Annotated in this window: 20 protein-coding genes; 10 read left to right on the forward strand and 10 right to left on the reverse strand. The window is 69.9% G+C overall.

Features of this window, described 5'->3' with window-relative positions:
* Positions 1-460 precede the first annotated feature (460 nt).
* Entirely contained in the window at positions 461-1,120 is a 660-nt protein-coding gene (locus tag NWFMUON74_RS33400) for a hypothetical protein (RefSeq protein WP_232110725.1), read from the forward strand.
* Complete coding sequence (locus NWFMUON74_RS33405; protein WP_187685675.1) at positions 1,117-1,902, forward strand: site-2 protease family protein; 786 nt, start codon at positions 1,117-1,119, stop codon at positions 1,900-1,902. Before NWFMUON74_RS33400 ends, NWFMUON74_RS33405 begins: the two co-directional genes overlap by 4 nt.
* A gap of 368 nt (positions 1,903-2,270) precedes the next feature.
* Here NWFMUON74_RS33405 and NWFMUON74_RS33410 read toward each other — a convergent pair whose 3' ends face one another.
* Together NWFMUON74_RS33410 and NWFMUON74_RS33415 are read right to left on the reverse strand one after the other, a co-directional pair.
* Positions 2,271-3,404, reverse strand: a complete 1,134-nt coding sequence (locus NWFMUON74_RS33410) for an FUSC family protein (protein ID WP_187685676.1) — start codon at positions 3,402-3,404, stop codon at positions 2,271-2,273.
* A gap of 40 nt (positions 3,405-3,444) precedes the next feature.
* Positions 3,445-3,906: a DUF3151 domain-containing protein gene (locus tag NWFMUON74_RS33415; RefSeq protein ID WP_187685677.1), complete on the reverse strand. Its 462-nt coding sequence runs from the start codon at positions 3,904-3,906 to the stop codon at positions 3,445-3,447.
* Between the two features lie 2,422 nt (positions 3,907-6,328).
* Here NWFMUON74_RS33415 and NWFMUON74_RS33420 point away from each other — a divergent pair.
* Positions 6,329-7,144 carry an Rv0361 family membrane protein gene (locus NWFMUON74_RS33420; protein ID WP_187685678.1) on the forward strand — a complete coding sequence of 272 codons (816 nt, stop codon included), beginning with the start codon at positions 6,329-6,331 and terminating at the stop codon, positions 7,142-7,144.
* Between the two features lie 199 nt (positions 7,145-7,343).
* A complete protein-coding gene (locus tag NWFMUON74_RS33425) occupies positions 7,344-8,384 on the forward strand; it encodes a fused (3R)-hydroxyacyl-ACP dehydratase subunits HadA/HadB (protein ID WP_187685679.1) in 1,041 nt (346 codons plus the stop codon).
* A 2-nt stretch (positions 8,385-8,386) separates the two neighbouring features.
* Here the strand turns inward: NWFMUON74_RS33425 and NWFMUON74_RS33430 are convergent, their stop codons facing one another.
* From NWFMUON74_RS33430 to fbaA, 3 genes are all read right to left on the reverse strand, one after another.
* Complete coding sequence (locus tag NWFMUON74_RS33430) at positions 8,387-9,877, reverse strand: glycoside hydrolase family 183 protein (protein WP_187685680.1); 1,491 nt, start codon at positions 9,875-9,877, stop codon at positions 8,387-8,389.
* Between the two features lie 139 nt (positions 9,878-10,016).
* On the reverse strand, positions 10,017-11,138 hold the full coding sequence (locus tag NWFMUON74_RS33435) for a BTAD domain-containing putative transcriptional regulator (RefSeq protein ID WP_187685681.1): 1,122 nt from the start codon (positions 11,136-11,138) through the stop codon (positions 10,017-10,019).
* 141 nt (positions 11,139-11,279) lie between these two features.
* Complete coding sequence (gene fbaA / locus NWFMUON74_RS33440; protein WP_187685682.1) at positions 11,280-12,317, reverse strand: class II fructose-bisphosphate aldolase; 1,038 nt, start codon at positions 12,315-12,317, stop codon at positions 11,280-11,282.
* Between the two features lie 223 nt (positions 12,318-12,540).
* On the opposite strand from fbaA, the gene NWFMUON74_RS33445 reads away from it, so the two are divergent.
* On the forward strand, positions 12,541-13,254 hold the full coding sequence (locus NWFMUON74_RS33445; RefSeq protein ID WP_425343095.1) for a DedA family protein: 714 nt from the start codon (positions 12,541-12,543) through the stop codon (positions 13,252-13,254).
* Positions 13,255-13,257: 3 nt separating this feature from the next.
* Positions 13,258-14,028: a DedA family protein gene (locus NWFMUON74_RS33450; RefSeq protein ID WP_187685683.1), complete on the forward strand. Its 771-nt coding sequence runs from the start codon at positions 13,258-13,260 to the stop codon at positions 14,026-14,028.
* On the opposite strand, the gene NWFMUON74_RS33455 is transcribed toward NWFMUON74_RS33450, so the two are convergent.
* Both NWFMUON74_RS33455 and NWFMUON74_RS33460 read right to left on the reverse strand, forming a co-directional pair.
* Positions 14,025-15,173 (reverse strand): glycoside hydrolase family 76 protein, encoded by a 1,149-nt coding sequence (locus NWFMUON74_RS33455; RefSeq protein ID WP_232111263.1) that lies wholly within the window; start codon positions 15,171-15,173, stop codon positions 14,025-14,027. The genes NWFMUON74_RS33450 and NWFMUON74_RS33455 overlap by 4 nt on opposite strands.
* 150 nt (positions 15,174-15,323) lie before the next feature.
* Positions 15,324-16,289, reverse strand: a complete 966-nt coding sequence (locus NWFMUON74_RS33460; protein WP_187685685.1) for a helix-turn-helix transcriptional regulator — start codon at positions 16,287-16,289, stop codon at positions 15,324-15,326.
* Positions 16,290-16,347: 58 nt separating this feature from the next.
* Between NWFMUON74_RS33460 and NWFMUON74_RS33465 the strand changes: the two genes are divergently transcribed.
* Positions 16,348-18,585, forward strand: a complete 2,238-nt coding sequence (locus NWFMUON74_RS33465) for an ATP-binding cassette domain-containing protein (RefSeq protein ID WP_187685686.1) — start codon at positions 16,348-16,350, stop codon at positions 18,583-18,585.
* Here NWFMUON74_RS33465 and NWFMUON74_RS33470 read toward each other — a convergent pair.
* On the reverse strand, positions 18,582-19,040 hold the full coding sequence (locus NWFMUON74_RS33470) for an LIC_13387 family protein (RefSeq protein ID WP_187685687.1): 459 nt from the start codon (positions 19,038-19,040) through the stop codon (positions 18,582-18,584). The two genes, NWFMUON74_RS33465 and NWFMUON74_RS33470, sit on opposite strands and share 4 nt — an antisense overlap.
* Before the next feature lie 73 nt (positions 19,041-19,113).
* Between NWFMUON74_RS33470 and NWFMUON74_RS33475 the strand changes: the two genes are divergently transcribed.
* Positions 19,114-19,641, forward strand: coding sequence for a TetR/AcrR family transcriptional regulator (locus tag NWFMUON74_RS33475; RefSeq protein ID WP_187685688.1), 528 nt, complete (start codon positions 19,114-19,116; stop codon positions 19,639-19,641).
* Positions 19,642-19,713: 72 nt separating this feature from the next.
* Here the strand turns inward: NWFMUON74_RS33475 and NWFMUON74_RS33480 are convergent, their stop codons facing one another.
* Both NWFMUON74_RS33480 and NWFMUON74_RS33485 read right to left on the reverse strand, forming a co-directional pair.
* Positions 19,714-20,433: a TrmH family RNA methyltransferase gene (locus NWFMUON74_RS33480; RefSeq protein ID WP_187685689.1), complete on the reverse strand. Its 720-nt coding sequence runs from the start codon at positions 20,431-20,433 to the stop codon at positions 19,714-19,716.
* 18 nt (positions 20,434-20,451) lie between these two features.
* Complete coding sequence (locus tag NWFMUON74_RS33485) at positions 20,452-20,775, reverse strand: DUF4190 domain-containing protein (protein ID WP_232110726.1); 324 nt, start codon at positions 20,773-20,775, stop codon at positions 20,452-20,454.
* 128 nt (positions 20,776-20,903) lie between these two features.
* Here NWFMUON74_RS33485 and NWFMUON74_RS33490 point away from each other — a divergent pair, with 128 nt between their 5' ends.
* Positions 20,904-22,277 carry a sensor histidine kinase gene (locus NWFMUON74_RS33490; RefSeq protein WP_187685690.1) on the forward strand — a complete coding sequence of 458 codons (1,374 nt, stop codon included), beginning with the start codon at positions 20,904-20,906 and terminating at the stop codon, positions 22,275-22,277.
* Positions 22,274-22,936 carry a LuxR C-terminal-related transcriptional regulator gene (locus NWFMUON74_RS33495; protein WP_187685691.1) on the forward strand — a complete coding sequence of 221 codons (663 nt, stop codon included), beginning with the start codon at positions 22,274-22,276 and terminating at the stop codon, positions 22,934-22,936. Before NWFMUON74_RS33490 ends, NWFMUON74_RS33495 begins: the two co-directional genes overlap by 4 nt.
* The last annotated feature ends 26 nt before the right edge of the window (positions 22,937-22,962 follow it).

Here is a 22,962-nt window from a genome sequence, read left to right on the forward strand (position 1 = left end):
GGAGCACAGTCTAATGGATGCCGTCTCCCGCCCTCCCGAGCCGACGCGCCCACTGTGGCCCGCACCACACACCGCCACCGGATATGAACCGCCCCAACATTTTTCACCCGCCCCAACCCGCTCCCATGACCCGGATCACACCAAGGACCAGCGCCGATACGAAATTCTCGACCCATCCCGACAAACGAGAAGACCCGAAGAGAACCGCCCCAACAAGGCCCACCCCTACGCAACCCCGTCCGGTTTGCGGCGCGGCTCGGTTTTCGAGCACCGCTGCGCAAGCGACGAAGGAGCAAGCAGCGGTGCTCGAAAACCGAGCCTGAGGGCGCCGCAAACCCGCCGCGGCGAAGCCGCGGCCGATGAACACAGCTATGGTGGCTCGGGAGGTGAGCCGGAAGGGGGCTCGCCCGAGTGCAGCGAGGACGATGCAGTTGCCAGGTCCGAGGAGGGTGTACCGCAGTTGAGTACCCATGTTCTCCGCTGCAACGGCGCCCCGATGCCGATCGCGCTCGCGTCGCTGCCGACCACGCAGACGGCGGCCATTCCGGAGGGTTCGGAGCTGGACGAGCTGCTGCCGGTGCTGGCGGCCGACAGCCTGCCGCGGCTGATCGTGCTGGGTGAGGACGCCGGGCTGGCGGCGGTGCTCACCCATCTGCTGCGGACGGAGCGGCTGGGCGTGGAGATCGGTTATGTACCGGTGGACCGCACCTACGGTTCGCGCGCCTATCAGACCGGCACCGGCTCCGCGGCCGCCAAGCGCGCCCTGGAGGGTAAGCCGGTCGAGACCCCGCTGATCCGCGACGACACCGGCAAGGTGCTGGTGGGCCGGGCCACGATCTGCGGCCCGAACGGGGGAAAGCTGGAGGGCGAAGCGTACGTCGACGACGTCCGCCTGTTCACCGGAAAGGTTGGGGCGCTGCACATCTCGCCGACACTGGAGCGGCCGGGGGTGCGTGCCACGGTGGTGCGCGGCCTGCGCAAGCGCCGCTGGGTGGCGGGCCGCGCGGTGCAGCTGGGTGCGCCGGGCGCGCTGGTGACGCGCGACGGGATCAGCAGCGATCGGACGGTGCCGCGGTCGAGTTTCTACCGGCACAGCGAGCCCTGGCTGCTGGTCCGATGAGCCGTCCGTTCGGCGCCCGCCGCATGTCGGGGGCGGTGCGCCCGAGTCCGGTGTTCCTGTTGATCATCGTGGTCGCGGTGCTGGGTGGCGCGCTGGCCTGGGACGCCGACGTGTCCTCGACGCGGGCGAAGCTCGGTGTGTTCGTGATGGTGGTGTTCGGCTGGATCGTCAGCCTGTGCCTGCACGAGTTCGGACATGCGTTCACGGCGTGGCGGGCGGGCGACCGCGAGGTCGAGTTGCGCGGTTATCTGACGTTGAATCCGCTGAAGTACAGCCATCCGGTGCTGTCGATCGTGCTGCCGATCATCTTCATCGCGCTGGGCGGGATCGCCCTGCCCGGCGGGGCGGTCTACCTGCGATCGGGCGGTTTCTCGACGCGCACGCAGCGGATGATCAGCGGCGCGGGCCCGGCGGTGAATGCCGCGTGCGCGGTGGTGCTGCTGGTCGTGGTGCGGCTGTTCGGCTCGGCCACGTCGCATCCGGCGTTCTGGTTCGGCCTGAGTTTCCTCGCCTATCTGCAGATCATCGCCACCGTGCTGAATCTGATCCCGGTACCGGGTACCGACGGGTACGGGATCGTGGAGCCGTCGCTGAGTTATCAGACGCGGCGGTCGCTGGAGCAGGTGAAGCCGTGGGGCTTTCTGCTGCTGTTCGCGCTGCTGTGGGGCGTGCCGCCGCTGCGGGACGCCTTCTATCAGCTCGTCGACACGCTCTTCGACCTGTCCGGAGTTCCGTGGCGATGGTGGCGGTACGGCAGCAGCCTGACCTGGTTCTGGATGTGAGCCAGGGCGGCCATCGCACCGCACACCATCGCCCGGATCTCCCCCTACTTTCCCCTCCCGGTAGGGCCGCCCGATCCGACCTCGGAGGATCGAGCGGCCCGCTTCGCTCGAGGATGGGCCGGGCCACCACACCAATGGCCGCTGTGCCCACCGCTGTCGCGAAGTTCCGACCGCGCCGACCCCTCGCCGACGCGGTCGAGAACGACGTTACGAGCGAGCCGGGGCGAGTACACGAGTAGTCCACTACCCGAAGATCAAAGTCGGTGTCGCACAAGCCGAATCGGACGCTCGCAGGTCGGCCCGGATGCACGTGCACGCCTGCGTAGTCGAGATCGCCTGTGGGCGCGGGCGATTCGACGGCTAACCGCTCAGTCCTCCGGGGTGACGTAGGGGTTGTCGACCGTCGGCGGCAGCAGCGCGATCGCCGACAGCCGCTTCACCCCGCAGACCTGCATCAGATCCACCACGATGGAGCGCAGCTGCGCGAACACCACGTGCGCCGACAGCCCGGCGCCGCCGACCAGATCCTTGGTGGCGGCCTTGGCGACGCGGCGCAGCACCCGCGTGGCCTCGGCGGCGTCGGGCTGCTCGCCCGGGTCGGCGAGCATATAGCGGCGCACCACGTCGATCGCCTTGCCGAGGTCTTCCACCTCGTCGATCAGGCGCGGGTCGAGGATCTCGTCGTCGCGCACCAGTGTCAGCGCGCGGCGCAGCAGCACGCGGGTGTTGCGGACGGCGTTGTCGAGCGGGTCGGCGGCGGTGCGGATGGTTTCCAGGCGCCGTCGCGAATTCCAGTACAGGGGTGAGATGCGGCTGACCTCGCGGCCGCCTTCCAGCGCGTTGCGCAACCCGTCGATCTGCGGCTGGGTGCCGCGGACGGAGTCCAGGGCCAGACGCACCTTGTCGGCGTTCTGTTCGTGCAGGCCGTCGGCGCATTCGGTGAGCGACTTGCCGACGACGGCGAGGATGTCGGCGGCCTGCTGGCGGGCGCGCCGCACCGGGTGCAGCGGGATGACGGCCACCACCAGGACGCCCACCAGCCCGCCGACGAGGGCGTCGATCATCCGGTTGGCGCCGCCACCGGTGTGCGGCGGCATCAGCGTCGCCACCAGCACCGCGGAGCTGGCGGCCTGCATCGGGATGATCGCGCCGCCGTCGAGGAACACGGCCGTCGCCATCGCGAACGCCACCACGAGGGCGATCTGCCACGGCCCGGTGCCGACCCGGGCGATGAAGAAGTCGCCGATGCCGATACCGACCGCGACCCCCGCCACCAGTTCCACCGAGCGCCGCAGCCGCGCCCCGAAGGAGACGCCGATCGAGATGACGGCGGCCATCGGAGCGAAGAACGGCTGCGGGTGGCCGATCACACGGTGCGCGAGGAACCAGGCCAGCGCGGCGGCGACGGCGCACTGCACGATGGGCAGCGCGGATTTGCGCAACCGCTGGGAGCCGTTGCGCAGACGCTGCTTACCGCTGTCGCGGACGGCCCCGATCCGCATCGATGACGACAGGTTGGTCAATGCGATGGACGGGTCTCGCTCAGTCCAGGCCGAGTTCGCTCGCGGCCCGCGGATCGCAGTCCTCGAGCAGGTCCAGGCAGCGGGCGTACTCGTCGGTCTCGCCGATGGCGCGGGCGGCCCGCGCCAGCGCGCCGACGCTGCGCAGGAAGCCGCGGTTGGGCTCGTGGCTCCACGGCACCGGACCGAAGCCCTTCCAGCCGTTGCGGCGCAGCAGGTCCAGGCCGCGGTGGTAGCCCGTGCGAGCGAAGGCGTAGGCGGCGATGACGTCGGGCTGGACCGGGCTCGCGCCGTCGATGTCGGCCCCCGCGGCCTCGGCGCGGGTCAGCGCGTCCTCGGCGAGGCAGGCCCAGGCGATCGACGCCGTCGGGTGCGCGGCGGCCACCTGCACCGGGTCCTGACCGTCGAGTATTGCCTCCTCCGCGTCGGAGAGTTCGGGGAGCAATACCGGTTGCGGTCCGAGCAGATCGCCGAAGGAGGTCATGGGGACATTATTCACACGCCGCGCGCCCGGGCGCCGACTGTCGTGCCGCAATGTGCACCGGCGCTCCAAATGCTGGTTAGGCTGACCGTCGAGTTCACTGTTGACGTTGAGCGAGGGGTAGCGCGTGTCCGACCCGAACGACCAGAAGCCCGAACGGCAGGCACACCCGGGTGCTCCGGGCGCCGAACGTTCTTCGCCTGCCGTGCCGCCCCCCGGCCCGGCCGGGTCCGCCGGACAGACCCAGCGCATCCCCCGCGACCGAGTAGCGGGCCGCTCCCCCTCCGACACGCCCGACCCCTCCGCCGCGGAAACCGAAGCCATCCGAAAGGACCCCGGCGCCCCGTCCCCCGGCCGCCCAGGCGTATCCCCCTCCCCCACGCCACCGCGCCCGGGTGGACAGTCGAGCCGAGTCGGGCACGACGACCGCGGACCGGCGGGACGGGAGCAGCCGCCCGCTTCGGACGGGAGCGCAGCACCGACCCGGCCCGTACCCGCCCAGCAGCGGCCGGGCGGCAGAGCCATAACAGGCTTGCCACAGCGGATCGCAGCCGCCCGTGCCGGACAAGGCGTTTCGCGCGCCCCCTCCTCCAGCCCCGGCACCGGGCAGGCCCACCCACCCGCCACCAACCGCGATACCGATGCGGCCCAGCCCGTCCCGCCGAGCTCCGGTACCCCACAGGCCGCTACACCGGGCCCGGCACCGAGCGCTGCCGGACAGAGCGGTCCGACCACCTCCGGAAGGCTCGCCGACACCACGCAAGGCAGCACGCCGGGCCCCCGATCGAATAGCGCTGGCGGCCAAGGCGATTCGCCCGGCGCAGGATCCCGTTCCGGCGCCGGACAGGGCGGTACATCCGGCCCGGGATCGAGTACTGGTGCACCGGGTGGTCTGCCCGGCCCGGAAGAGAACCCCGATGCCGAGCGTGGCGGTGCGTCCGGTTCAGAGTCGAGCAGCACGGCAGGACAGGGTGGTTTGCCCGGTACGGGCGAGAGTCCCGACCCCAGGCGTGGCGGTGCGGCCAGCTCGGGGGAGAGTGCCGATGCCGGGCCGGGCGGTACGCCGGGCCGAGGAGCGAGTAGCCGAGCCGGACAGAGTGGTTTGCCTGGTTCGAGGTCGAGTGGTAGTGCAGGGCAAGGTGTTTCACGGGCGGTGTCGAACCTCGGTGGTGGGCAAGGAGGGTCGCTAGGAGCGAAGTCCGGTGCGCCTTCGCCGAGGCTCGGTGGGGCGGCTGAACGGCCCGCGCCGAGTGCTGCTGGGGCAGGGCGGGGCGAGTCGGTGCCCGCGCAGGAGAAGGCGGCGCAGCCGAACCAGGGGGCGGGCCGACCCGGTGCCGCTGCCGCGCAGGGTGGTTCGCCGTCCGGCACCTCCGATGCCGGTGCGCTCGGCTCGGTAGGGGCGAAGTCCGGTGTGCCTTCGTTCGGATCGGGCGGGTTGGCTGACCGGCCCGCATCGGGTGCGGCGGGGCGGGGGGAGTCGGTGCCCGCGCAGGAGAAGGCGGCGCTGCCGAACCAGGGGGCGGGCGGTCGCGGTACTACCGCCGCGCAAGGTGGTTCGCCGTCCGGCACCTCCGATTCCGATGCGTCGAGTTCGGGTGATTCGGGCCCCGGTGCCCGCGCATCCGTACCGGCGGCCCCGGGATCCAGCACGTCCAGGTCCGGCGCATCGGGTTCGAGCAGCTCTGGTCCGAGCGGGTCAGGCGCGAGGGAATCCGGCATCTCGGACCGCCGTGCAACGGAATCCGGCACATCCGGGCGGGGCGTGGCGGGGCCCGACACATCCGGGCGGGGCACGGGCGGAACCGGCACATCCGGGCGGGGGACGGCAGGGGACGGAACCGGCAGCGCTGGCGATCCGCGCGGGTCGGCTCGTGGGGTTGGGTTCAGCGCGTCCGGGTCGGGTTCGGGCGGGGCGGGGGACGAGGGCAGTGCATCCGGTTCGGGTGGGCGTGGAAGCTCTTCTCCCACAGCGGAATCGATCAAGCGGTCGGCGGCTGCGGCCGGGGTGGGGGCGGAGGCCGAGACCGAGGCTATTGCCAAGAGTGGGGGCAAGGCGGAGGCTTCGGGCGAGGAGCCGAGCGGGGACGAGGCGGAGACTACTGCCATTCCGGCGATTTCGAATCCTTCGGATGCCAAGACGATGGTGTTGCCGGTGCAGCAGCCGGGTGACCAGGCGACCGAGAAGATTCGTACCGAGCGTGCCGGGCAGTCGGGGGATCGGGTGGTGTCGTCCGGGGCCGGCCCGGCTCCGGTTACCCGGCCACCCGCTACTCCCCGGCCGGGGGCGGGGCCGAAGAACCCGGTGCCCCAAGGGCCTTCGGGGCCGGGGCAGCCGCCTGCCGCCGAGCCTGGCCGCCCTGGTGGCGCTCGCCCCCCGAAGCCGAGGCAGGCCAGTGCTCCGTCGCCCGCCGACATCCAGCCGACCATGCCCGCCCAGCCGCTGCCACCGCGCACACCACAGCAGGGCCAGCAGCAACGCCCAGCCGTCCCACTGCAGGGCCAGCAGCACACGGCCAACTCGCCACAGCAAGGCCAGCAGCACACGGCCGCCTCGCCACAGCAGGGCCAGCAACACGCGCCCGCCCCGCCGCAGCAAGGCCAGCAACACGCAGCCAACTCGCCACAGCAGGGCCAGCAACACGCGCCCGCCTCGCCACAGCAAGGCCAGCAACACGCAGCCAACTCGCCACAGCAAGTCCGGCAACGCGGGGCCGCCTCGCCACAGCAAGGTCAGCAACCGCGCGCGATCGCGCCGCCGCAGCATGTGCCGCCCGCTGCTGCCCCCGGCGCCCCGGGTGGCAATCGCAAGCGCTGGCTGGTCTTCGCCGGTGCGGCGGCGGTCGTTCTCGTGGTCGCGCTGGTCGCCGCCATCGTGGGACTGTCCGGCGGCGGCGCCGACAACTCACCGGAGGGCCGGGTGAAGGCCGCCGTGTCGGACTACGCCGACGCGCTCGACAGCGGCGATCTGACCGAGTTGCGCGCGGCCACCTGCGGCCCGCTGCACGACTTCTATCAGAACATCGCCCCGGACCAGTTCGCCGGCGTGCACAAGCTGTCGGTGGACCAGAAGAAGGTCCCCCGGGTGGACAGCGTCGACTCCGTGGAGATCACCGGCGACAAGGCGGTCGCGCAGGCCAGCGTCTACACCGACGCCGACCCGAACAGCCGCACCGCCCGCACCTTCGATCTCCAGCAGACCCCCGACGGCTGGAAGGTGTGCGATCCTCCGAACGCCGGCTGACCCGTGCACCGACGAGCTGCTGTGACGTTCACCGCCGCCTGTGACATTTCGGCACGGCCGCGCGATGAACGTCACAGAGACCTGGTCGCCGGTCCGAAACCCGGTAGCATGGCCCGGTTGCCCGGCCGCCCCGCACAGCCCAATTCCGGGGTTTCGGCCGGTCCGAGTATTTACGCAGTAAGAGCAGGGAGCAAGGGATATGCCGCAGCTGGCACCCGACGCGCCGGCACCCACGGCCTTGGCCGGTCGGCATTTCCGGATTCGGGACCACTACGACGTCGGGCGGGAGAAGATCCGCGAATTCGCCCGCGCGGTGCAGAACGCCCATCCGGCGCACTGGTACGACGCCGACGCCGGGAAGCTCGGCTGGGACGGCATCGTCGCGCCACCGACCTTCGGTTCGGTGATCGGCATGACCATCACCCAGGCTCTGCTCGACACGGTGCTGTCCGACTACGACCTGTCCCAGGTGCTGCAGACCGATCAGGTCTTCGAGGCGCACCGCCCCATCGTGGCGGGCGACCGGCTGCGCAGCGAGGCGATCATCGAGTCGGTCCGCCGGGTGCGCGGCAACGACTTCATCGTCGTCAAGGCCATCCTCACCGACGCGTCCGGCGCCGTCGTGCTGGTGGCGACCACCAGCATCGTGGCGCGGCTGGGCGAGGGCGACCCCGACATCGTGCGACTGGTCGAGGGTCTGGTCATGCGGCGTCGCGAGGAGGACCGCATCGACCCGGACGTGCTCGCGCCGATCACGGCCGAGGAGGCCACCCCGGTGCCGACGCTCGCCGAATCATGGCGCGGCGCACCGGTTCACAGCGAGCCGAGCTTCGACGACCTGAGCGTCGGATACCAGCTGCCCGCCCGCACCATGCAGCTCAGCCGCGGCGACCTGGTGAACTACGCCGGGGTCTCCGGCGACCCCAACCCGATCCATTTCAGCGACCGCGCCGCCGAGCTGGCGGGCCTGCCGACCGTCGTCGCCCACGGTCTGCTGACGATGGGCCTGGGCGGGGAGTTCCTGAGTTCCTGGCTGGGCGATCCGACCGCGATCGAGAGCTACAGCGTGCGCCTTTCGGGTTTCGTCCCGGTGGAACCGCTGTCGCCCGCCCGGATCGAATTCACCGGCAAGGTCAAATCCTTGGACCCGGAACGCCGCACCGCCACGATCCTGCTGAGCGGCACCTCCGCGGGCAAGAAGCTGTTCGGCCGGGCCATCGCCCAGGTTCGATTGAGCTAGGCTCATCCGCCGAGTTCGGCGCGCATCAGGTAGACGTTGTAGTCGCTCCAGGTGCTGATGGTGAAATACAGGTCCGAGCCGGTGGACCAGGGATGGATGAATCCGCCGTAGAGCTCGGGGTAGGCGCTCACCGAGACCGTCGGTGTGCTCTCCGACCACCCACCCTGGGGTGAATTCGCTTCGCGCACAACGATGGCGGTCTTCGCGGTGTCCAGGTAGCTCATCTGCCACACACCGCGGCCGGGGTCGTAGCGGACCGACAGCTCACCGGCGGGACCGTCGACGATCGACGTCGCCGAGGCGGCGCCGCCGGCCGGGGTCCAGTGTCCGTCCCGCCAGTACTGGTAGGCGGTCGTGTTGAGCACCTGGTCGACCGGTACCCGGGCGAGCCCCACCGAGCCGAGCCGGGTATTGGGGGTGCCGAACATGTACACGTAACCGTCGTGCGGAACCATCGCGGACACTTGGAAATTCGACAGTCCGAAGATGTTGTCCCACCGCGCGTGCGGATCCTTGGTCCAGGTCTGACCGTGGTCGTCGGAGTAGGCGATGCCGCCGTAGTTGGTGTAGAAGGTGCCGGGTACCCCGTTCCAGGTGCGAATCGACATGTAGCTCAGGTACTGCCGATATCCGGTCGGCGAATCCGGTTGCGGCAGCGCGAATCCGGAGGTCGGGATGGTGGTGATCTCGATATTGTCCTTCTTGCGGCTCGGCAGCACCTCCGCCGCGTGACAGCGGCCGTCGGTGACCATGCGGTCCAGCACCACGCCCTGGCTCAGATCCCGGTTGCTGCTGAAACCGAGCAGATTGCTGCGCCAGTCCCCGCCCATCCCGCCGGGCGGATGGAAGCCGACGCCGACCGTGTCGCCGAAGGCCATCGCGATCTCGTCCGGTCCGCTCTCCCACATGATGCCGAGATCGGTGCCGTACACCTGCCACCGCTTGTCGGTGCGGTTCACCGACCGCGCGCCGGTCAGCTTGGCGACCTCACGTACGCCCCGCACTCCCGGCGCGGGCGGCGGCGCGGTCCGCGGCGCCGGCTCCACCGGCGGATCGGCGCGCGGCGGGGGCGGCGGTACCGGGTCCGGCGAGGGGCCGGGCGGGAGCGCGAAATAGAACGGCTGCGGATTCACCAGCAACTCGGGGATGCCGAGACGGCCGAGCGGCCCCGGCGGCGGCTCCGGCGCGTCGGTGAGATCGGGGCACGGGTTGACGCACGGATCCGGCGGCAGCTCCTGCCGCGTCCGGGTGGGCGGCACCGCGGGCCCCGGCCCGGGATCCACCGTGACCACCGGGTACGGCACCGGCACCTCGAGGGTCTTCGGCACCAGCCCGGCATGGGTGGGCGCGGGATCGCTCGCGCACGGCCCGGCGCCGGGAACCGGTGCGGCCGAACCACTCTCGGCATCGGCCAGCGCCGGGGGCGGCGTACCCAGCAGCGCCCCGGCACCCACGACGATCGTTCCAACGGCAGCCAGCAGCCGCACGGCCATGGTCCAACCCCTCGACACCGTGTCTTGCGCGAATTCGGACGCCGCGAACGCGAGCCGCGCCGCGGCCTTCTCACCGGGCCAGACCCTACCGGGCCGACCGCCCCGATTCGTGGCATTTCACAGCCGCGCCGCCGGCCGGCTACTCGGCGTCGGCGCGGAAGACCAGCACCGTGGCGCCGATCCGCACCACGTCGCCGTCGGTGAGCATGGCGCCGCTGTCGACCGCCTGCTCGTTGATGAAAATGCCGTTGGCCGAATGCAGATCCTTGATCAACAGTCCGGCCCGGCTCGGCTGGATGTGTGCGTGGTACCGGCTCACCTTGGGGTCGTCGAGCACCAGATCGTTGTCGGTCATCCGGCCGATCTTCAAGCCCGACTTGCCGATCGGGACCGTGCGCCCGTCGGGCAGCCGCAGCTTTCCGCCGCGGGCGCTGCGCGGCACCTCGGTCACGGTCTCGGTCATGGCCTTGGCCATTCGCTCGGCCTGGGCGATGGCGAGGGTGTTGAGCGGCTCCTGGCGCAGCACCCGCTGCTCCAGTTCCACCAGCGCCGGGCCGGGGTCGATGCCGAGTTCGTCGGCGAGCACGGTGCGCACGCGGCGGCAGGCGTCCAGCGCGTCGGCCTGGCGGCCGGACAGGTACAGCGCGGTGATCAGCTGCGCCCACAGCGGTTCCCGCAGCGGGTGCGCGTTCGTCATCGACACCAGCTCGCCGACCACCGAAGACGCTCGGCCGCAGGCGATCTCGGCGTCGATACGCGCCGAGGCGACCAGCAGGCGCTCCTCGTCCATGGCGGTGGCGAAGCTCTCGGCGAACGACAACCCGGACAGGTCGTCGAGCGCCTTGCCGCTCCACTCGGCCAGCGCCGTCGCGAACCGCCGCGCCGCGGCCTCGTGGTTGCCCGCGTCGGCCATCTCGGCGCCCGCCCGCCGGGCCAGTTCGAAACGGCCCAGATCGCAACCGCTGTCGGGAACCTCGAGGCGGTAGCCCGAGGATTCGGTGCGCAGCACCGACGCGGGCTCCACTCCCGAATTGCGCAGCGCCTTGCGGATATTCGAAACGAACACCTGCAGGCTGGCCTGATACGAATCCGGCGGCTGCTCGTTCCACACCATGTCGGCCAGCGCCTGCGACGACACCGCCCGGCGGCGATTCACCGTGAGCGCCGCCAGCAAGGCGCGCGGCTTCGGCCCGCCCACGGGCACCGGCACACCGTCGACCAGCAACTGCACCGGCCCCAGGACGCGCACATCCAAGCTCATGGACCCCTACCTAACACGCAGCGTGCCCACCCGTCGACCCTGGGTATGGCACAGACCCGAAACCCTTGCCGCCCCGGCGCACCGGAACCTTCCATCCTCTCAGCACCGGGGCAACGGGAACGAGCGGGGCCCGGAGTCCGCCTACTCGGCGCTGACGGACTTGCCCGCGGACTTCAGGTCGTTGCAGGCCTCCACGACGCGCTCGGCCATCGAGGTCTCGGCCTTCTTCAGGTAGCTGCGCGGGTCGTAGGTCTTCTTGTTGCCGACCTCGCCGTCGATCTTGAGCACACCGTCGTAGTTGGCGAACATGTGCCCGGCGATCGGGCGGGTGAAGGCGTACTGGGTGTCGGTGTCGACGTTCATCTTCACCACGCCGTATTCGAGGGCGTCGGCGATCTCGGACTTCAGCGAGCCCGAGCCGCCGTGGAAGACGAAGTCGAACGGCTTGGCGCCCTCGCCCAGACCCAGCTTGGCCGCGGCGACCTTCTGGCCTTCGGCCAGCACCTCCGGGCGCAGCTTCACGTTGCCCGGCTTGTACACGCCGTGCACGTTGCCGAAGGTCGCGGCCAGCAGGTACTTGCCGTTCTCGCCCGCGCCCAGCGCCGCGATGGTCTTCTCGAAATCCTCGGGCGAGGTGTAGAGCTTCTCGTTGATGGCGTTCTCGACGCCGTCCTCTTCACCGCCGACGACGCCGATCTCCACCTCGAGGATGATGTTCGCGGCCGCGGTCTGCTTCAGCAGTTCCTTGGCGATCTCGAGGTTCTCGTCGATCGGGATGGCCGAGCCGTCCCACATGTGCGACTGGAACAGCGGGTGCTGCCCGGCCTTGACCCGCTCCTGCGAGATGGCGAGCAGCGGGCGCACGAAGGTGTCGAGCTTGTCCTTCGGGCAGTGGTCGGTGTGCAGCGCGATGGTCACGTCGTAGCGCGCGGCCACCACGTGCGCGAACTCGGCGAGTGCGGTGGCACCCACCACCATGTCCTTCACACCCTGGCCGGAGCCGAATTCGGCGCCGCCGGTGGAGAACTGGATGATGCCGTCACTGCCGGCCTCGGCGAAGCCGCGGATCGCCGCGTTGATCGTCTCCGACGATGTGCAGTTGATCGCGGGGAATGCGAAGGAGTTCTCTTTGGCCCGACCGAGCATCTCGGCGTAGACCTCCGGAGTCGCGATGGGCACTGCAGGACCTCCGTGTGTGGTGCGAACGACAACTCTGTTCCCACTACCCTAAGTTCCGCCGCCGCCCGGGTGTAAGCCGGGCTGCGATCCGGCGGCCCCGGCCGAAATCCGCCGATGCCGCCGCGGCCGCGAGGCGACGACCAGCAACCTTCTGTGAGGTTCCCGTGAGGTTCGGTGCGATAGCGATAGTGCCGGTACTGTGGGGGCCGTGACCTTGCTGGCCATATCTGACGCTGTCGCGAGCAACTTCTCCATCAAAGAGTTGCTGGACCCGATGTACCTGCTCACGGAGTCGGCGCTGCGGCATGCTGTGCTACCGGCCATCCTGGTCATCGTCTTCATCGAGACCGGCCTGCTGTTCCCCATCCTCCCGGGCGACTCGCTGCTGTTCACCGGCGGACTGCTCGCCGCGCAGCCGCATCCCCCGGTGAACATCTGGGTGCTGGTCCCGGCCACCGCCCTGGTCGCGATCGCCGGAGATCAGAGCGCGTACTGGATCGGCCGCGCCATCGGCCCGGCGCTGTTCCAGAAGCAGGACGGGCGCTTCTTCAAGCAGCGCTACGTCACCGAGACCCACGAGTTCTTCGAGAAGCACGGCCCGAAGACCATCATCCTGGGCCGGTTCGTGCCGATCGTGCGCACCTTCATGCCGGTGCTGGCGGGCGTGTCGAAGATGACCTACAGCAAGTTCCTGACCTTCGACATCATCGGCGGCATCGCCTGGGGTGGCGGGGTCACCGTGCTGGGCTACTTCCTCGGCAACGTCGCCTTCATCCGCGACCATGTCGAGGCCATTTTCCTGCTGATCGTCCTGGTATCGATCCTGCCGGCCATCATCTCCATCGGCCGCAAGCTGCTCAACCGCGAACCCGTCCTCGCCGAGTGCGTCGACAGCACCACCGAGATCCCTGTTCCGACGAACGAACCCACGCGCTGACCCTTGCCGACCACGCCGCTACCCCTCGCACTGGGCGGATTCGATCCGCTGCAGTCCGCCGGACCGGCACTCGTCTGGACCGTTGTCCTCGTCTTCGTGTTCCTCGAGTGCGCACTCATCATCGGCCTGTTCCTGCCGGGCGACTCGATGCTGCTCACCGCCGGGATCGTGCTGGCCTCTCATGCCGGTGGGCACGCCCAGGTCTGGGGCCTGGCGGTGGGCACCATGGTCGCCGCGATCGCCGGTAATCAGGTCGGTTACGTCATCGGTAATCGCACGGGGCATCATCTGGTCGCGCGCAAGAACGGGCGCTATATCAATGCCCGGAATCTGGCCCGGGTGACCGATCTGCTGCACAAGCACGGTTTCACCGCGGTACTGGTGGCCCGCTGGATTCCGTGGGTGCGCACGCTGTGCCCGCTGGTCGCCGGGGCCGCGGGCATGGACCATCGCCGCTACACGCTGGCCAGTTCGATCGGCGCGGTGATCTGGGCGCCGATATTGCTGTTGGTCGGCTTCTACGCCGGTGGTTTCCTCGACCACGTGTCGTGGCTGATGCCGACGGTGATCGGGACGCTGGTCGCCGGACTGATCGTGGGCACGGCCCTCGGCATCCGGCAGTACCGGATCGAAATGGCGCGCCCCGCCGAGGATTTCGATCTCGACGCGGTGGCGGAGTGCGACTCCGCCGTCGTCAGGCACGGCTCGCGTGACCCCGAGACCACGCTGCTGTGGTCGGGGCGGTACGCGAACGGCGAGGACGACCGGGCCTAGAACCCCGCGGCCGTCACCAGGTGGGCGGATTCCATCAACAGCCAGCCCGACAGTTGCACGGACAGGTCGCGCTCCGGCGTCGCGGACGAGGTGACCGAACCGCCCACGGTGAAGTAGGAGGCGCCCGAGGTGCCGGTGGGCAGGGTGGCGGGCACGGTCCAGTCGTGACCGAACAGCGGATCGCCCTCGACGTCGAGCCGATGCTCCCAGGCCGCACGGGCCGAAGCGGTGACGATCGCGGCGGCCTGACGCCGCGCCGACCGCGGCGCGGTGTCCTCGCCCGGCAGCATCAGCGCGACGTGCGTCAGATAGCGAATCAGTATGCCGTTGAACAGGCCACCGTCGCCCCCGCCGCCGCCGGTGACGACGCCGCCGCTGGTCAGGTGTTCCTCGACCGCGTTCAGCAGCCGCCGCACGCGGTCGAGGTGCACGGCTTCGTCGGAATGCACGGCGAGTTCGGTTTCCAGGCCCAGCACCACGCCCTGGCAGTAGCTGTACACCACGCGTTCGAGGTCGTCGGACGGTAGATGGACGCCGTCGAAGACGAGCCCGGTGTCGGGGTCGCGCAGCCGCTCATCGATGAAGTCGGCGATGCGGATGGCCAGGTCGTAATCGCCGAGGCGGGCCAGGGCGATGCCGGCCGGGCCGTTGGCGGGCGCGTTGTAGAAGTCGGAATCCTTGCGCCACGGCACGGCGCCGATCTCCCGCCGGAAGCCGTCCCGCAGTTGTTTGTGCAGCGCGGCCAGCCCGCCGCGTACCTCGGTGATGCCCTGGGTGCGCTCGGCCCGCTCCAATGCGATTGCCAGCCAAGCCATGTCGTCGTAGTAGTTGTTGGTCCAGCCGGTGAGGTTGCGGATCCGGTGGGCGCGGGCGATGGCGGCGATGCGGTCGGTGCGGGCCGGTGTCTGCTCGCGATTGGCGGCGTCGACCGCGACGTCGATGAGGTGCGCCTGCCACCAGTAGTGCCAGGTGAGGAAGGCCCGCTCCGCGGCGGTGGCCGGCCAGCCGACAACGCCCAGTTCCGTGCCCGGCACCACCCACAGCATGCGCAGATGCCGGGCCAGAATGGCGGACTCGGCCTTGTCGGCGCGCTCGGACCACACCGCGGCATCGGGTTCGGCGCCGGGTGGCCGGGGTCGCGGCATGGGCGCGTCGTCACTGCGCGGAGTCATGGCTCAATGGTGCCAGTCCACCACCGAATTTCGCGCCCGATTTGTTACGTAATCGACTCTCGAGCGCGATGTGCCGGTCCATTGCTGTGCCGCGGTCACGACGGGTGCTGGGGAAATGCCGGGCTACGGTCGGCTCGCGCGGGACAGGCGCTCGGCGAGAGCGCTGCAGCGGTCGCGGAATTCGGTGGGACGCTCGATGACGAAGTCGGCGTCGAGGAACGCGAGGTTCAGAATCAGCCACTCGAACGAGTCGACCCAGGTGGTGACGCGACAGCGGTCAGCGGTCAGCGTCTCGATGTCGCAGTCCTGGAAGCGCAGGATGTCGGCCAGGCGGGCCGCCGGGGCGGCGACGGTGACCACGGCGCGGTGGCGTCCGGCGGTGAGGGTGCCACGCAGGTAGTCGGCGGCGGATTCGGAAGGCAGCGGACGCGGAGTGAAACGTTTTCCGCCCGAGGTGATCTCGTCGATGCGATCGATCCGGAAGGTGCGCCAGTCGGCGCGGTCGAGATCCCAGGCCAGCAGGTACCAGCGCAGGAGCCGATGCACCTGGCGATACGGCTCGACACGGCGGCGGGCGGTCGTTCCGGCGCGAGTGGTGTAGGTGAAGGTGATCTGTTCATGGCGGGCGGCCGCGGTGGCGAGGGTGGCCAGCGCCTCAGCGTCGATCGCCGGAGCGAACTGGGTGGCGGCCTCGACCGTGCCGCGCAGCGCGGTAGCCGGTGCCCGCAGGCGCTTCGGGAGGAGCTGGTCGATCTTGCCGAAGGCGCGGTCGGCGGCCGCGGCCATGCCGGTGGCGCCGTCCTCGTCGGCCGTGGTCGCGGCGAGCAGGCCCAGGCCGACGACGGTCGCCACCGCCTCCTCGTCGTCGAAGACCATGGGCGGCAGCGCGTTTCCGGCGGACAGGCGGTAGAAGCCGCCCGGGCCGGGCTGGGTGACGACCGGGTAGCCGTAGGAGCGCAGCCGTTCCATGTCGCGGCGGACGGTGCGTAGGCTGGTCTCGAGGCGGTCGGCGAGTTCGGTACCGCTGAAGCGGCGGCCGGTCTGTAGGTAGGCCAGCAGGTCGAGGAGTCGGCGGGTGTTGTCAGCCATGATGTATGGTCGCAATTGCGGTCGGGAACTGTCCACATCTGCGCATACGGTCGGCGTCATGGCCGATATTCGTATTCGCGGGGCACGAACCAACAATCTGCGGCGGGTCGATCTCGACGTGCCGCGCGGGCGCCTGGTGGTATTCGCGGGCGTATCCGGGTCGGGGAAGTCGTCGCTGGTCTTCGACACCATCGCGGCGGAGGCCGGGTATCAGGTGAACGAGACCTACCCGCCGTTCGTCCGCAATCGGCTGCCGCGCTGGAGTCGACCGGAGGTGGATCTGATCGAGGGGCTGTCGCCGGTGGTGGTGATCGATCAGAAGCGGTTGGGCGGCAACGCGCGCTCCACCGTGGGGACCATCACCGACGCGTACACCTATCTGCGGCTGTTGTTCTCGCGGGTGAGCGAGCCGTATGTCGGTGAGTCCAATCACTTCTCGTTCAACGACCCCGCCGGGATGTGCCCGACGTGCGCCGGGCTGGGCGAGACGCTGACGACCGCGGTGGATCGGCTGCTGGATACGGACAAGTCGCTGGCCGACGGCGCGATTCTGCTGCCGGGTTTCGGCAATGGGCAGTACTGGTACCGGCAGTACGCCGACATCGGGTCGTTCGATCCGGCCACGCCGCTGCGCGATTGGTCCGAACAGGAGCGGCAGGCGCTGCTGTTCGGGGGCGCGGCCGCGGCGGCGCTCGGCACCCGGCCGCCGCAGGACTACGAGGGTGTGGTCGAGCGGTTCGAGCGCATCTATCTGCACACGTCCGACACGCTGTCGGAGCAGAAAAAGGCCGTGGTGGAACGGTTTACGCACTCGGCGCCGTGCCCGGACTGCCACGGCGAGCGCCTGAACGCCGCCGCGCGGGCGGCTCGGGTGCTGGGCCACACGATCGTGGAGATGAGCCGGATGGAGATCGAGGAACTGGCCGACCTCGTCACGAAGGTGTCCGAACCCGCGGTCGCGCCGGTGGTTTCGGCGCTGCACGAGAAGCTCGGGGCGCTGACCTCGATCGGCCTCGGCTACCTGGCGCTGGCCCGGCCCACCGCCACGCTGTCGGGCGGGGAGTCGCAGCGCATCAAGACGGTCCGGCATCTGGGCAACAGCCTGATCGAGATGCTGTACGTCTTCGACGAACCGACCGTCGGGCTGCACCCGCACGACGTGCGATCCATGACCGGGCTGCTGAAAAGGCTTCGGGACAAAGGGAATTCGGTGCTGGTGGTGGAGCACGATCCGGACGTGCTGCGGGTGGCGGACCACATCGTCGAGATCGGGCCGGGCGCGGGCGACGGCGGCGGGCGGGTCGTGTTCGAGGGCGATTTCCAGGCGCTGCGAGCCGCCGACACCCCGACCGGTCACGGCCTGCGGACCCGGCTCGCCGGGCGGACGCCGCGCGTCCCCACGGGCAAGCTCCGCATCGACGACGCCACCCGTAACAATCTGCGCGATGTGTCGGTGGACCTGCCGACCGGCGTGCTGACCGTGCTCACCGGCGTGGCCGGGTCGGGGAAGTCGAGTCTGGTCACCGAGTTGGTGGCGCGGCATCCGGCCACCGTGGTGGACCAGCGGCCGGTCACCACGAACCGGCGTTCGACTCCGCTCACCTACGCCGGTCTCGCGCCCGCCGTGCGCAAACTGTTCGCGCAGCGCAACGGGGTGTCCGCGGCGCTGTTCAGCGCGAATTCGGCGGGCGCCTGCCCGGCGTGCCAGGGCGCGGGCGTGATCTACACCGACCTGGCGTTCCTGGACGGGCAGGAGGTGGTCTGCGAGACCTGCGGCGGCCGCCGCTTCACCGACGAGGTCCTCCGCTACACCGTCGACGGCCTGACCATCGCCGACGTCGACGACCTCACCGTCACCGAGACGCTCGACCGCCTCCCCGCCCCCGCCATCGCCCGCGCGCTCCACCACCTCCACGAGGTCGGCCTCGGCTACCTGCGCCTGGGCCAATCCCTCACCACCCTCTCCGGCGGCGAATGCCAACGCCTGAAAATCGCCAAGGAACTGTCCCGCCCCGCCGCCCACACCCTCTACATCCTCGACGAACCCACCACCGGCCTGCACCTCACCGATATCGAGACCTTGTTGTCGGTCCTGAATCGCTTGGTAGACAAGGGCAACACCCTCGTCGTCATCGAACACAACCTCGACATCATCCGCTCAGCGGATTGGATCATCGACCTCGGCCCGGGTGCGGGCAAGTACGGGGGCCGAGTGTTGTGCGAGGGGACACCGAAGCAGATCATGCACTGTCCGAACTCGAAAACCGCCGCGGCGCTGCGGGACGCCTCGAGCTAGCTCGTTCGAGTCCCGCCGATCAGCACGGCCGCGAAGCACGCCGTACCCACGGCCGAGAACGCGATCACCGGTTCGGGGAAGTAGAGCACCGCGATCCAGCACACCAGCGCCGCCGTCGCGGTGCAGGCCCAATTGAACGGTGACCAGCGGGTTATCAGGTGCGGGGCCGCGCGCACGGCGAGCAGGACGAGAATCGCGAACATGGCGCCCATCGCGCCCATTCCGACGCTGTAGCCGGTGTTGAGATCGAATACCGTGGTCTGCCTTCCGCTTTCGAACATGGGTGCCGGAGTCCGCGCCGCCAATTCGTCGACGAGTTTCTCGCCCGCACCGTCTTCGCCGAGGACGTGGATGAACAGCAGATGAGACAGGCCGATCGCGCCGATCAGCGCGGCGCCGGTGGCGTGCGCGACCGTGGGCCAGCGCGAAGTGGTGAGCGATGTCGCGGTGGTCATCGCGGCCTCCGGGATGTGAGAGGAGTTTCGAGGCTCCACAACAGAACAAAATTTATGTTATAGGCTGGCCGGCGTGACGGGCAAGACCTCTTGGCTGGATTCGGGCCTGGTGATCCTCGGGACAGCCGGGCCGACGGCGCTGACCATCGACCGCCTGGTGGCGGCCACCGGACTGAGCACCGGCTCCTTCTATCACCATTTCCGGGGTATGCAGGCATACAGGGTGGCACTGCTCGAGCACTTCGAGGCGGTGCACACCACGCACTACATCCGGCAGGTAGCCGACGCCGCCGGGCTCGATGCCCGCGCCCGGCTCGAACTGTTGCTGGATCTGGTGCTCGGCAGCGACGAACCCGCCAATATCGAACTCGCGATCAGCGCCTGGGCCTTGAACGAACCGCTCGCCGCGGCCGCCAAGGAGCGAGTGGACAAGGCACGCTTGGATTTCCTGCGCACATTGCTGCTGGAGGACGGCCACCGCGAACACGACGCGCAGGCGATGGCGCGGATGCTGTACCTGTTCGTGCTCGGCGCGGCGAGCATGCGACCCACCGTACCGCCGGAGGAGCTACGGGACCTGTGCCGCCGGGTACTGAGCTGACCCACTCGGATCGGCGATGTCGACCGGATTGCCGTGTCTGCGAGGCGTTCTCGTGTATCGCCGGGTGTGTTTCTACCAGGCCCGGGTGAGGTCGGCGTGCTGGCTGATCCAGGAGTGCATGGCTATGCCTGCGGCTACGCCGGCGTTGATGCTGCGAGTGGAGCCGAATTGGGCTATGGAGACTGTCATTACGGCGGCTTGTCTGGCCTGGTCGGTGACGCCGGGGCCCTCCTGGCCGAACAGGAGCAGGCAGTTGCGGGGGAGGCGGGCGGTTTCCAAGGGGGTCGAGCCGGGGACGTTGTCCACGGCTACGACGGTGAGTTCCTCGCGGTCGGCGAAATCGAGCAGGGCCGCTACGTCGGCGTGATGGACGATGCGCTGGTAGCGGTCGGTGACCATGGCACCGCGGCGGTTCCAGCGGCGGCGGCCGACGATGTGCACGGCGGCCGCGGCGAAGGCGTTGGCGGTGCGCACCACGGTGCCGATGTTGGCGTCGTGCCCGAAGTTCTCGATGGCGACGTGGAAGGGGTGGCGGCGGCGGTCGATGTCGGCGACGATCGCCTCGCGGGTCCAATAGCGGTAGGCGTCCACGACATTGCGGCGGTCGCCGTGCGCGAGCAGTTCGGGGTCCAGGCGCGAATCGTCGGGTGGCTCGGTGCCGAACTCTTCCCACCAGGAGCCGACGCCGTGCGGATGCTCGCCCCATTCGGTGGGGCCCGCCGCGGCCTCGCTCCCGGGCTGCGCCGTCTCGTTCTCCGCCCGCTGCACATCGTCATCGTGCCGTATCACCATGTCGTCACCGCAGGCCGATCACGCCGCCGAGGCGCCGATCGCGATCGCGATGATCACGAAGTAGGCCAGCAGCATGAGCAGGCTGAAGCCGACCAGCACGGTCGACACGATGCCCAGCACGTAGCCGACCTGCGCATTGGTGCGTCCGCCGTACATACCGCCGGAACCGTCGATCTCGTTGAGCACCCGCCGCCCCATCACCCACGCGAACGGTCCCACCACACCGCAGAGCAGGCTGACGATTCCCAGGATCAGTATCGTGGTGGCCTGCGGATGCTCGGGAGGCTGATACGGCAGGTAGCCGTAACCGCCGTACTGCGGCGGCGGAGGAGGATAACTCACCGCGTCATCGTAGTCGCGGCGGCGCTCCGCGACGACCGGACCGCAGGGCCTACGGTGGGGCTACCCACACCGGACATTCGGTGGGTCGCTCCCTCGATTCCCGCCACGCCCGCGACCAGCATGGAGACATGACCGAGACCTTCGCCGAACCGACCCTCGTGCTCGAGCGCCCCGAGCGGCTGCCGATGACCGCCGGCCGGGTGTTCCGCACGCTGCTTCGCGCCCCGTTCGAGGCCCGGACCTGGAAGGACCTGGTCTACCTGGTGGTGGCCTGCGTGCTCGGCGGCGTCGCCGCGGTCTGGCTGTTCGCCGGATTCGGCGCCGGGCTGTACACCTCGATCTTCCTGCTCGGGATCCCGCTGCTGGCCCTGGTACTGCTGGCCGGGCGACTCTGGGGCCGGGTGTACCGCGCCGTCGGCGCCACGCTGCTGGACACGCCGATGCCCGCGCCGCCCGACTTCGCGCCGCGGCCCGGCCCGCTCGGGTGGCTGCGCAGCGCCTTCACCGACCGCACGTCGTGGCGGGCGCTGGTGTTCCTGATCGCCGAGGTGGCCCTCGGTTTGTTCGCCGGATACGTCGTGCTCGTGGTCGTCGCGATGACGGTGTTCACCGCCATCTCCCCCATCCCGTGGGCCGTCTTCCACCCGGTGAACGTGGACGAGCAAGGGCGCGAACATCATTCGCTGGCCCAGTTCGGCGACTTCTACGTCGACACCTGGCCGCGCGTACTGGCCATGGCCGCCGTCGGCGTGATCGGCTGCTTCCTGCTGCCGTGGCTGGTGCGCGGCGTGGCGTGGCTGCACAAGCAGCTGTCGCTGGCCCTGCTCACCCCGACCGCCCGCGACCGCCGGATGGTCGAATTGCAGGAGAGCCGCCGGGTCGCGGTGGCGGATTCGGCCGCGACGCTGCGGCGGCTGGAACGCGATCTGCACGACGGCACCCAGGCGCGGCTGGTCACCATCGCCATGGCGCTCGGCCGCGCCGAGGAGCGCCTCGCCGCCGGTGGCGACCCAGCCGACCTGATCGCCGACGCCCACGCCGGCTCCAAGGAGGCCCTCGCCGAACTGCGGGAACTGGTGCGCGGTATCCATCCGCCCGCGCTGGAGCTGGGCTTGGAACCGGCTTTGGAGACGCTGACGGCCCGCTGCGCCGTGCCGGTCGAGTTGCGAATGCAGTTGCCCCAGCGGCCCAACCCGGCGATCGAGGCGATCGCCTACTTCTCCGTCGCCGAATTGCTCACCAACGTGGTGAAACACTCGGGTGCCACCCGCGCCTGGGTGTCGGTCCGGCCGAGCGGAGACAGCATCGCCGTCGAGGTCCGCGACGACGGGCACGGCGGCGCACGGCAACCGGTCGTGCCGACCGGCGAAACCGTGGTGAGCGGCGGACTTTCGGGCCTGGCCGCGCGGGCGCGCGCCGTCGACGGCACCCTCACGGTGGACAGCCCGGCCGGCGGGCCCACCGTCGTGACGGTGACGCTGCCGACCGAGGGACCGCGATGACCGAGACCGGCCGGGCGTTGCGCATCGTGATCGCCGAGGACAGCGCGATCCTGCGCGACGGCCTGGCCGGACTGCTCACCGACCGCGGCCACGAGGTGGTCGAAATGGTCGGCGACGCGGAACGATTGAGCGAAGCGGTCGACGCGCACCGGCCCGACGTCGCGGTGGTGGATGTGCGGATGCCGCCGTCGTTCACCGACGAGGGCCTGCTGGCCGCGATCGAACTGCGGCGCAAGTATCCCGATGTCGGGGTGCTGGTGTTCTCCCAGTGGGTCGAAACCCGCTATGCCACCGAACTTCTCGCGGGCGGCGCGAGCGGGGTGGGCTACCTGCTCAAGGACCGGGTGGCCGACGTGCGCGAGTTCGTCGACGCCCTGCAGCGGGTCGCGACCGGCGGCACCGCGCTGGATCCGGAGGTGGTGAGCCAGTTGATGGGTGCGGCGCGCCAGCAGGATTCGCTGACCCGGCTGACTCCGCGCGAACGCGAGGTGCTGGAACTCATGGCGCAGGGACTCACCAACGCGGGCATAGCGCAGACCCTGACCGTCACCGAACGCGCGGTGGAGAAGCACATCGGCAATATCTTCCTGAAACTGGAGCTGCCGCCCTCGGATACGCACCATCGGCGGGTGCTGGCCGTGCTGCGCCTGCGCGGCTGAGTTCTCCGCGCTCGATGGCCTACGCG

The sequence above is a fragment of the Nocardia wallacei genome (assembly GCF_014466955.1).
Lineage (GTDB): Bacteria > Actinomycetota > Actinomycetes > Mycobacteriales > Mycobacteriaceae > Nocardia > Nocardia wallacei.

Excerpts from the sequence above, each read along its gene's own strand:
- NWFMUON74_RS33430 (WP_187685680.1), bottom strand. The coding sequence starts at position 9,877 with ATGGCCGTGCGGCTGCTGGCTGCCGTTGGAACGATCGTCGTGGGTGCC.
- NWFMUON74_RS33425 (WP_187685679.1), top strand. The coding sequence starts at position 7,344 with ATGCCGCAGCTGGCACCCGACGCGCCGGCACCCACGGCCTTGGCCGGT.
- NWFMUON74_RS33460 (WP_187685685.1), bottom strand. The coding sequence starts at position 16,289 with ATGGCTGACAACACCCGCCGACTCCTCGACCTGCTGGCCTACCTACAG.
- NWFMUON74_RS33480 (WP_187685689.1), bottom strand. The coding sequence starts at position 20,433 with ATGGTGATACGGCACGATGACGATGTGCAGCGGGCGGAGAACGAGACG.
- NWFMUON74_RS33465 (WP_187685686.1), top strand. The coding sequence starts at position 16,348 with ATGGCCGATATTCGTATTCGCGGGGCACGAACCAACAATCTGCGGCGG.
- NWFMUON74_RS33495 (WP_187685691.1), top strand. The coding sequence starts at position 22,274 with ATGACCGAGACCGGCCGGGCGTTGCGCATCGTGATCGCCGAGGACAGC.
- NWFMUON74_RS33435 (WP_187685681.1), bottom strand. The coding sequence starts at position 11,138 with ATGAGCTTGGATGTGCGCGTCCTGGGGCCGGTGCAGTTGCTGGTCGAC.
- NWFMUON74_RS33420 (WP_187685678.1), top strand. The coding sequence starts at position 6,329 with ATGCCCGCCCAGCCGCTGCCACCGCGCACACCACAGCAGGGCCAGCAG.
- NWFMUON74_RS33490 (WP_187685690.1), top strand. The coding sequence starts at position 20,904 with ATGACCGAGACCTTCGCCGAACCGACCCTCGTGCTCGAGCGCCCCGAG.
- NWFMUON74_RS33455 (WP_232111263.1), bottom strand. The coding sequence starts at position 15,173 with ATGCCGCGACCCCGGCCACCCGGCGCCGAACCCGATGCCGCGGTGTGG.
- NWFMUON74_RS33410 (WP_187685676.1), bottom strand. The coding sequence starts at position 3,404 with ATGCGGATCGGGGCCGTCCGCGACAGCGGTAAGCAGCGTCTGCGCAAC.
- NWFMUON74_RS33405 (WP_187685675.1), top strand. The coding sequence starts at position 1,117 with ATGAGCCGTCCGTTCGGCGCCCGCCGCATGTCGGGGGCGGTGCGCCCG.
- NWFMUON74_RS33470 (WP_187685687.1), bottom strand. The coding sequence starts at position 19,040 with ATGACCACCGCGACATCGCTCACCACTTCGCGCTGGCCCACGGTCGCG.
- NWFMUON74_RS33415 (WP_187685677.1), bottom strand. The coding sequence starts at position 3,906 with ATGACCTCCTTCGGCGATCTGCTCGGACCGCAACCGGTATTGCTCCCC.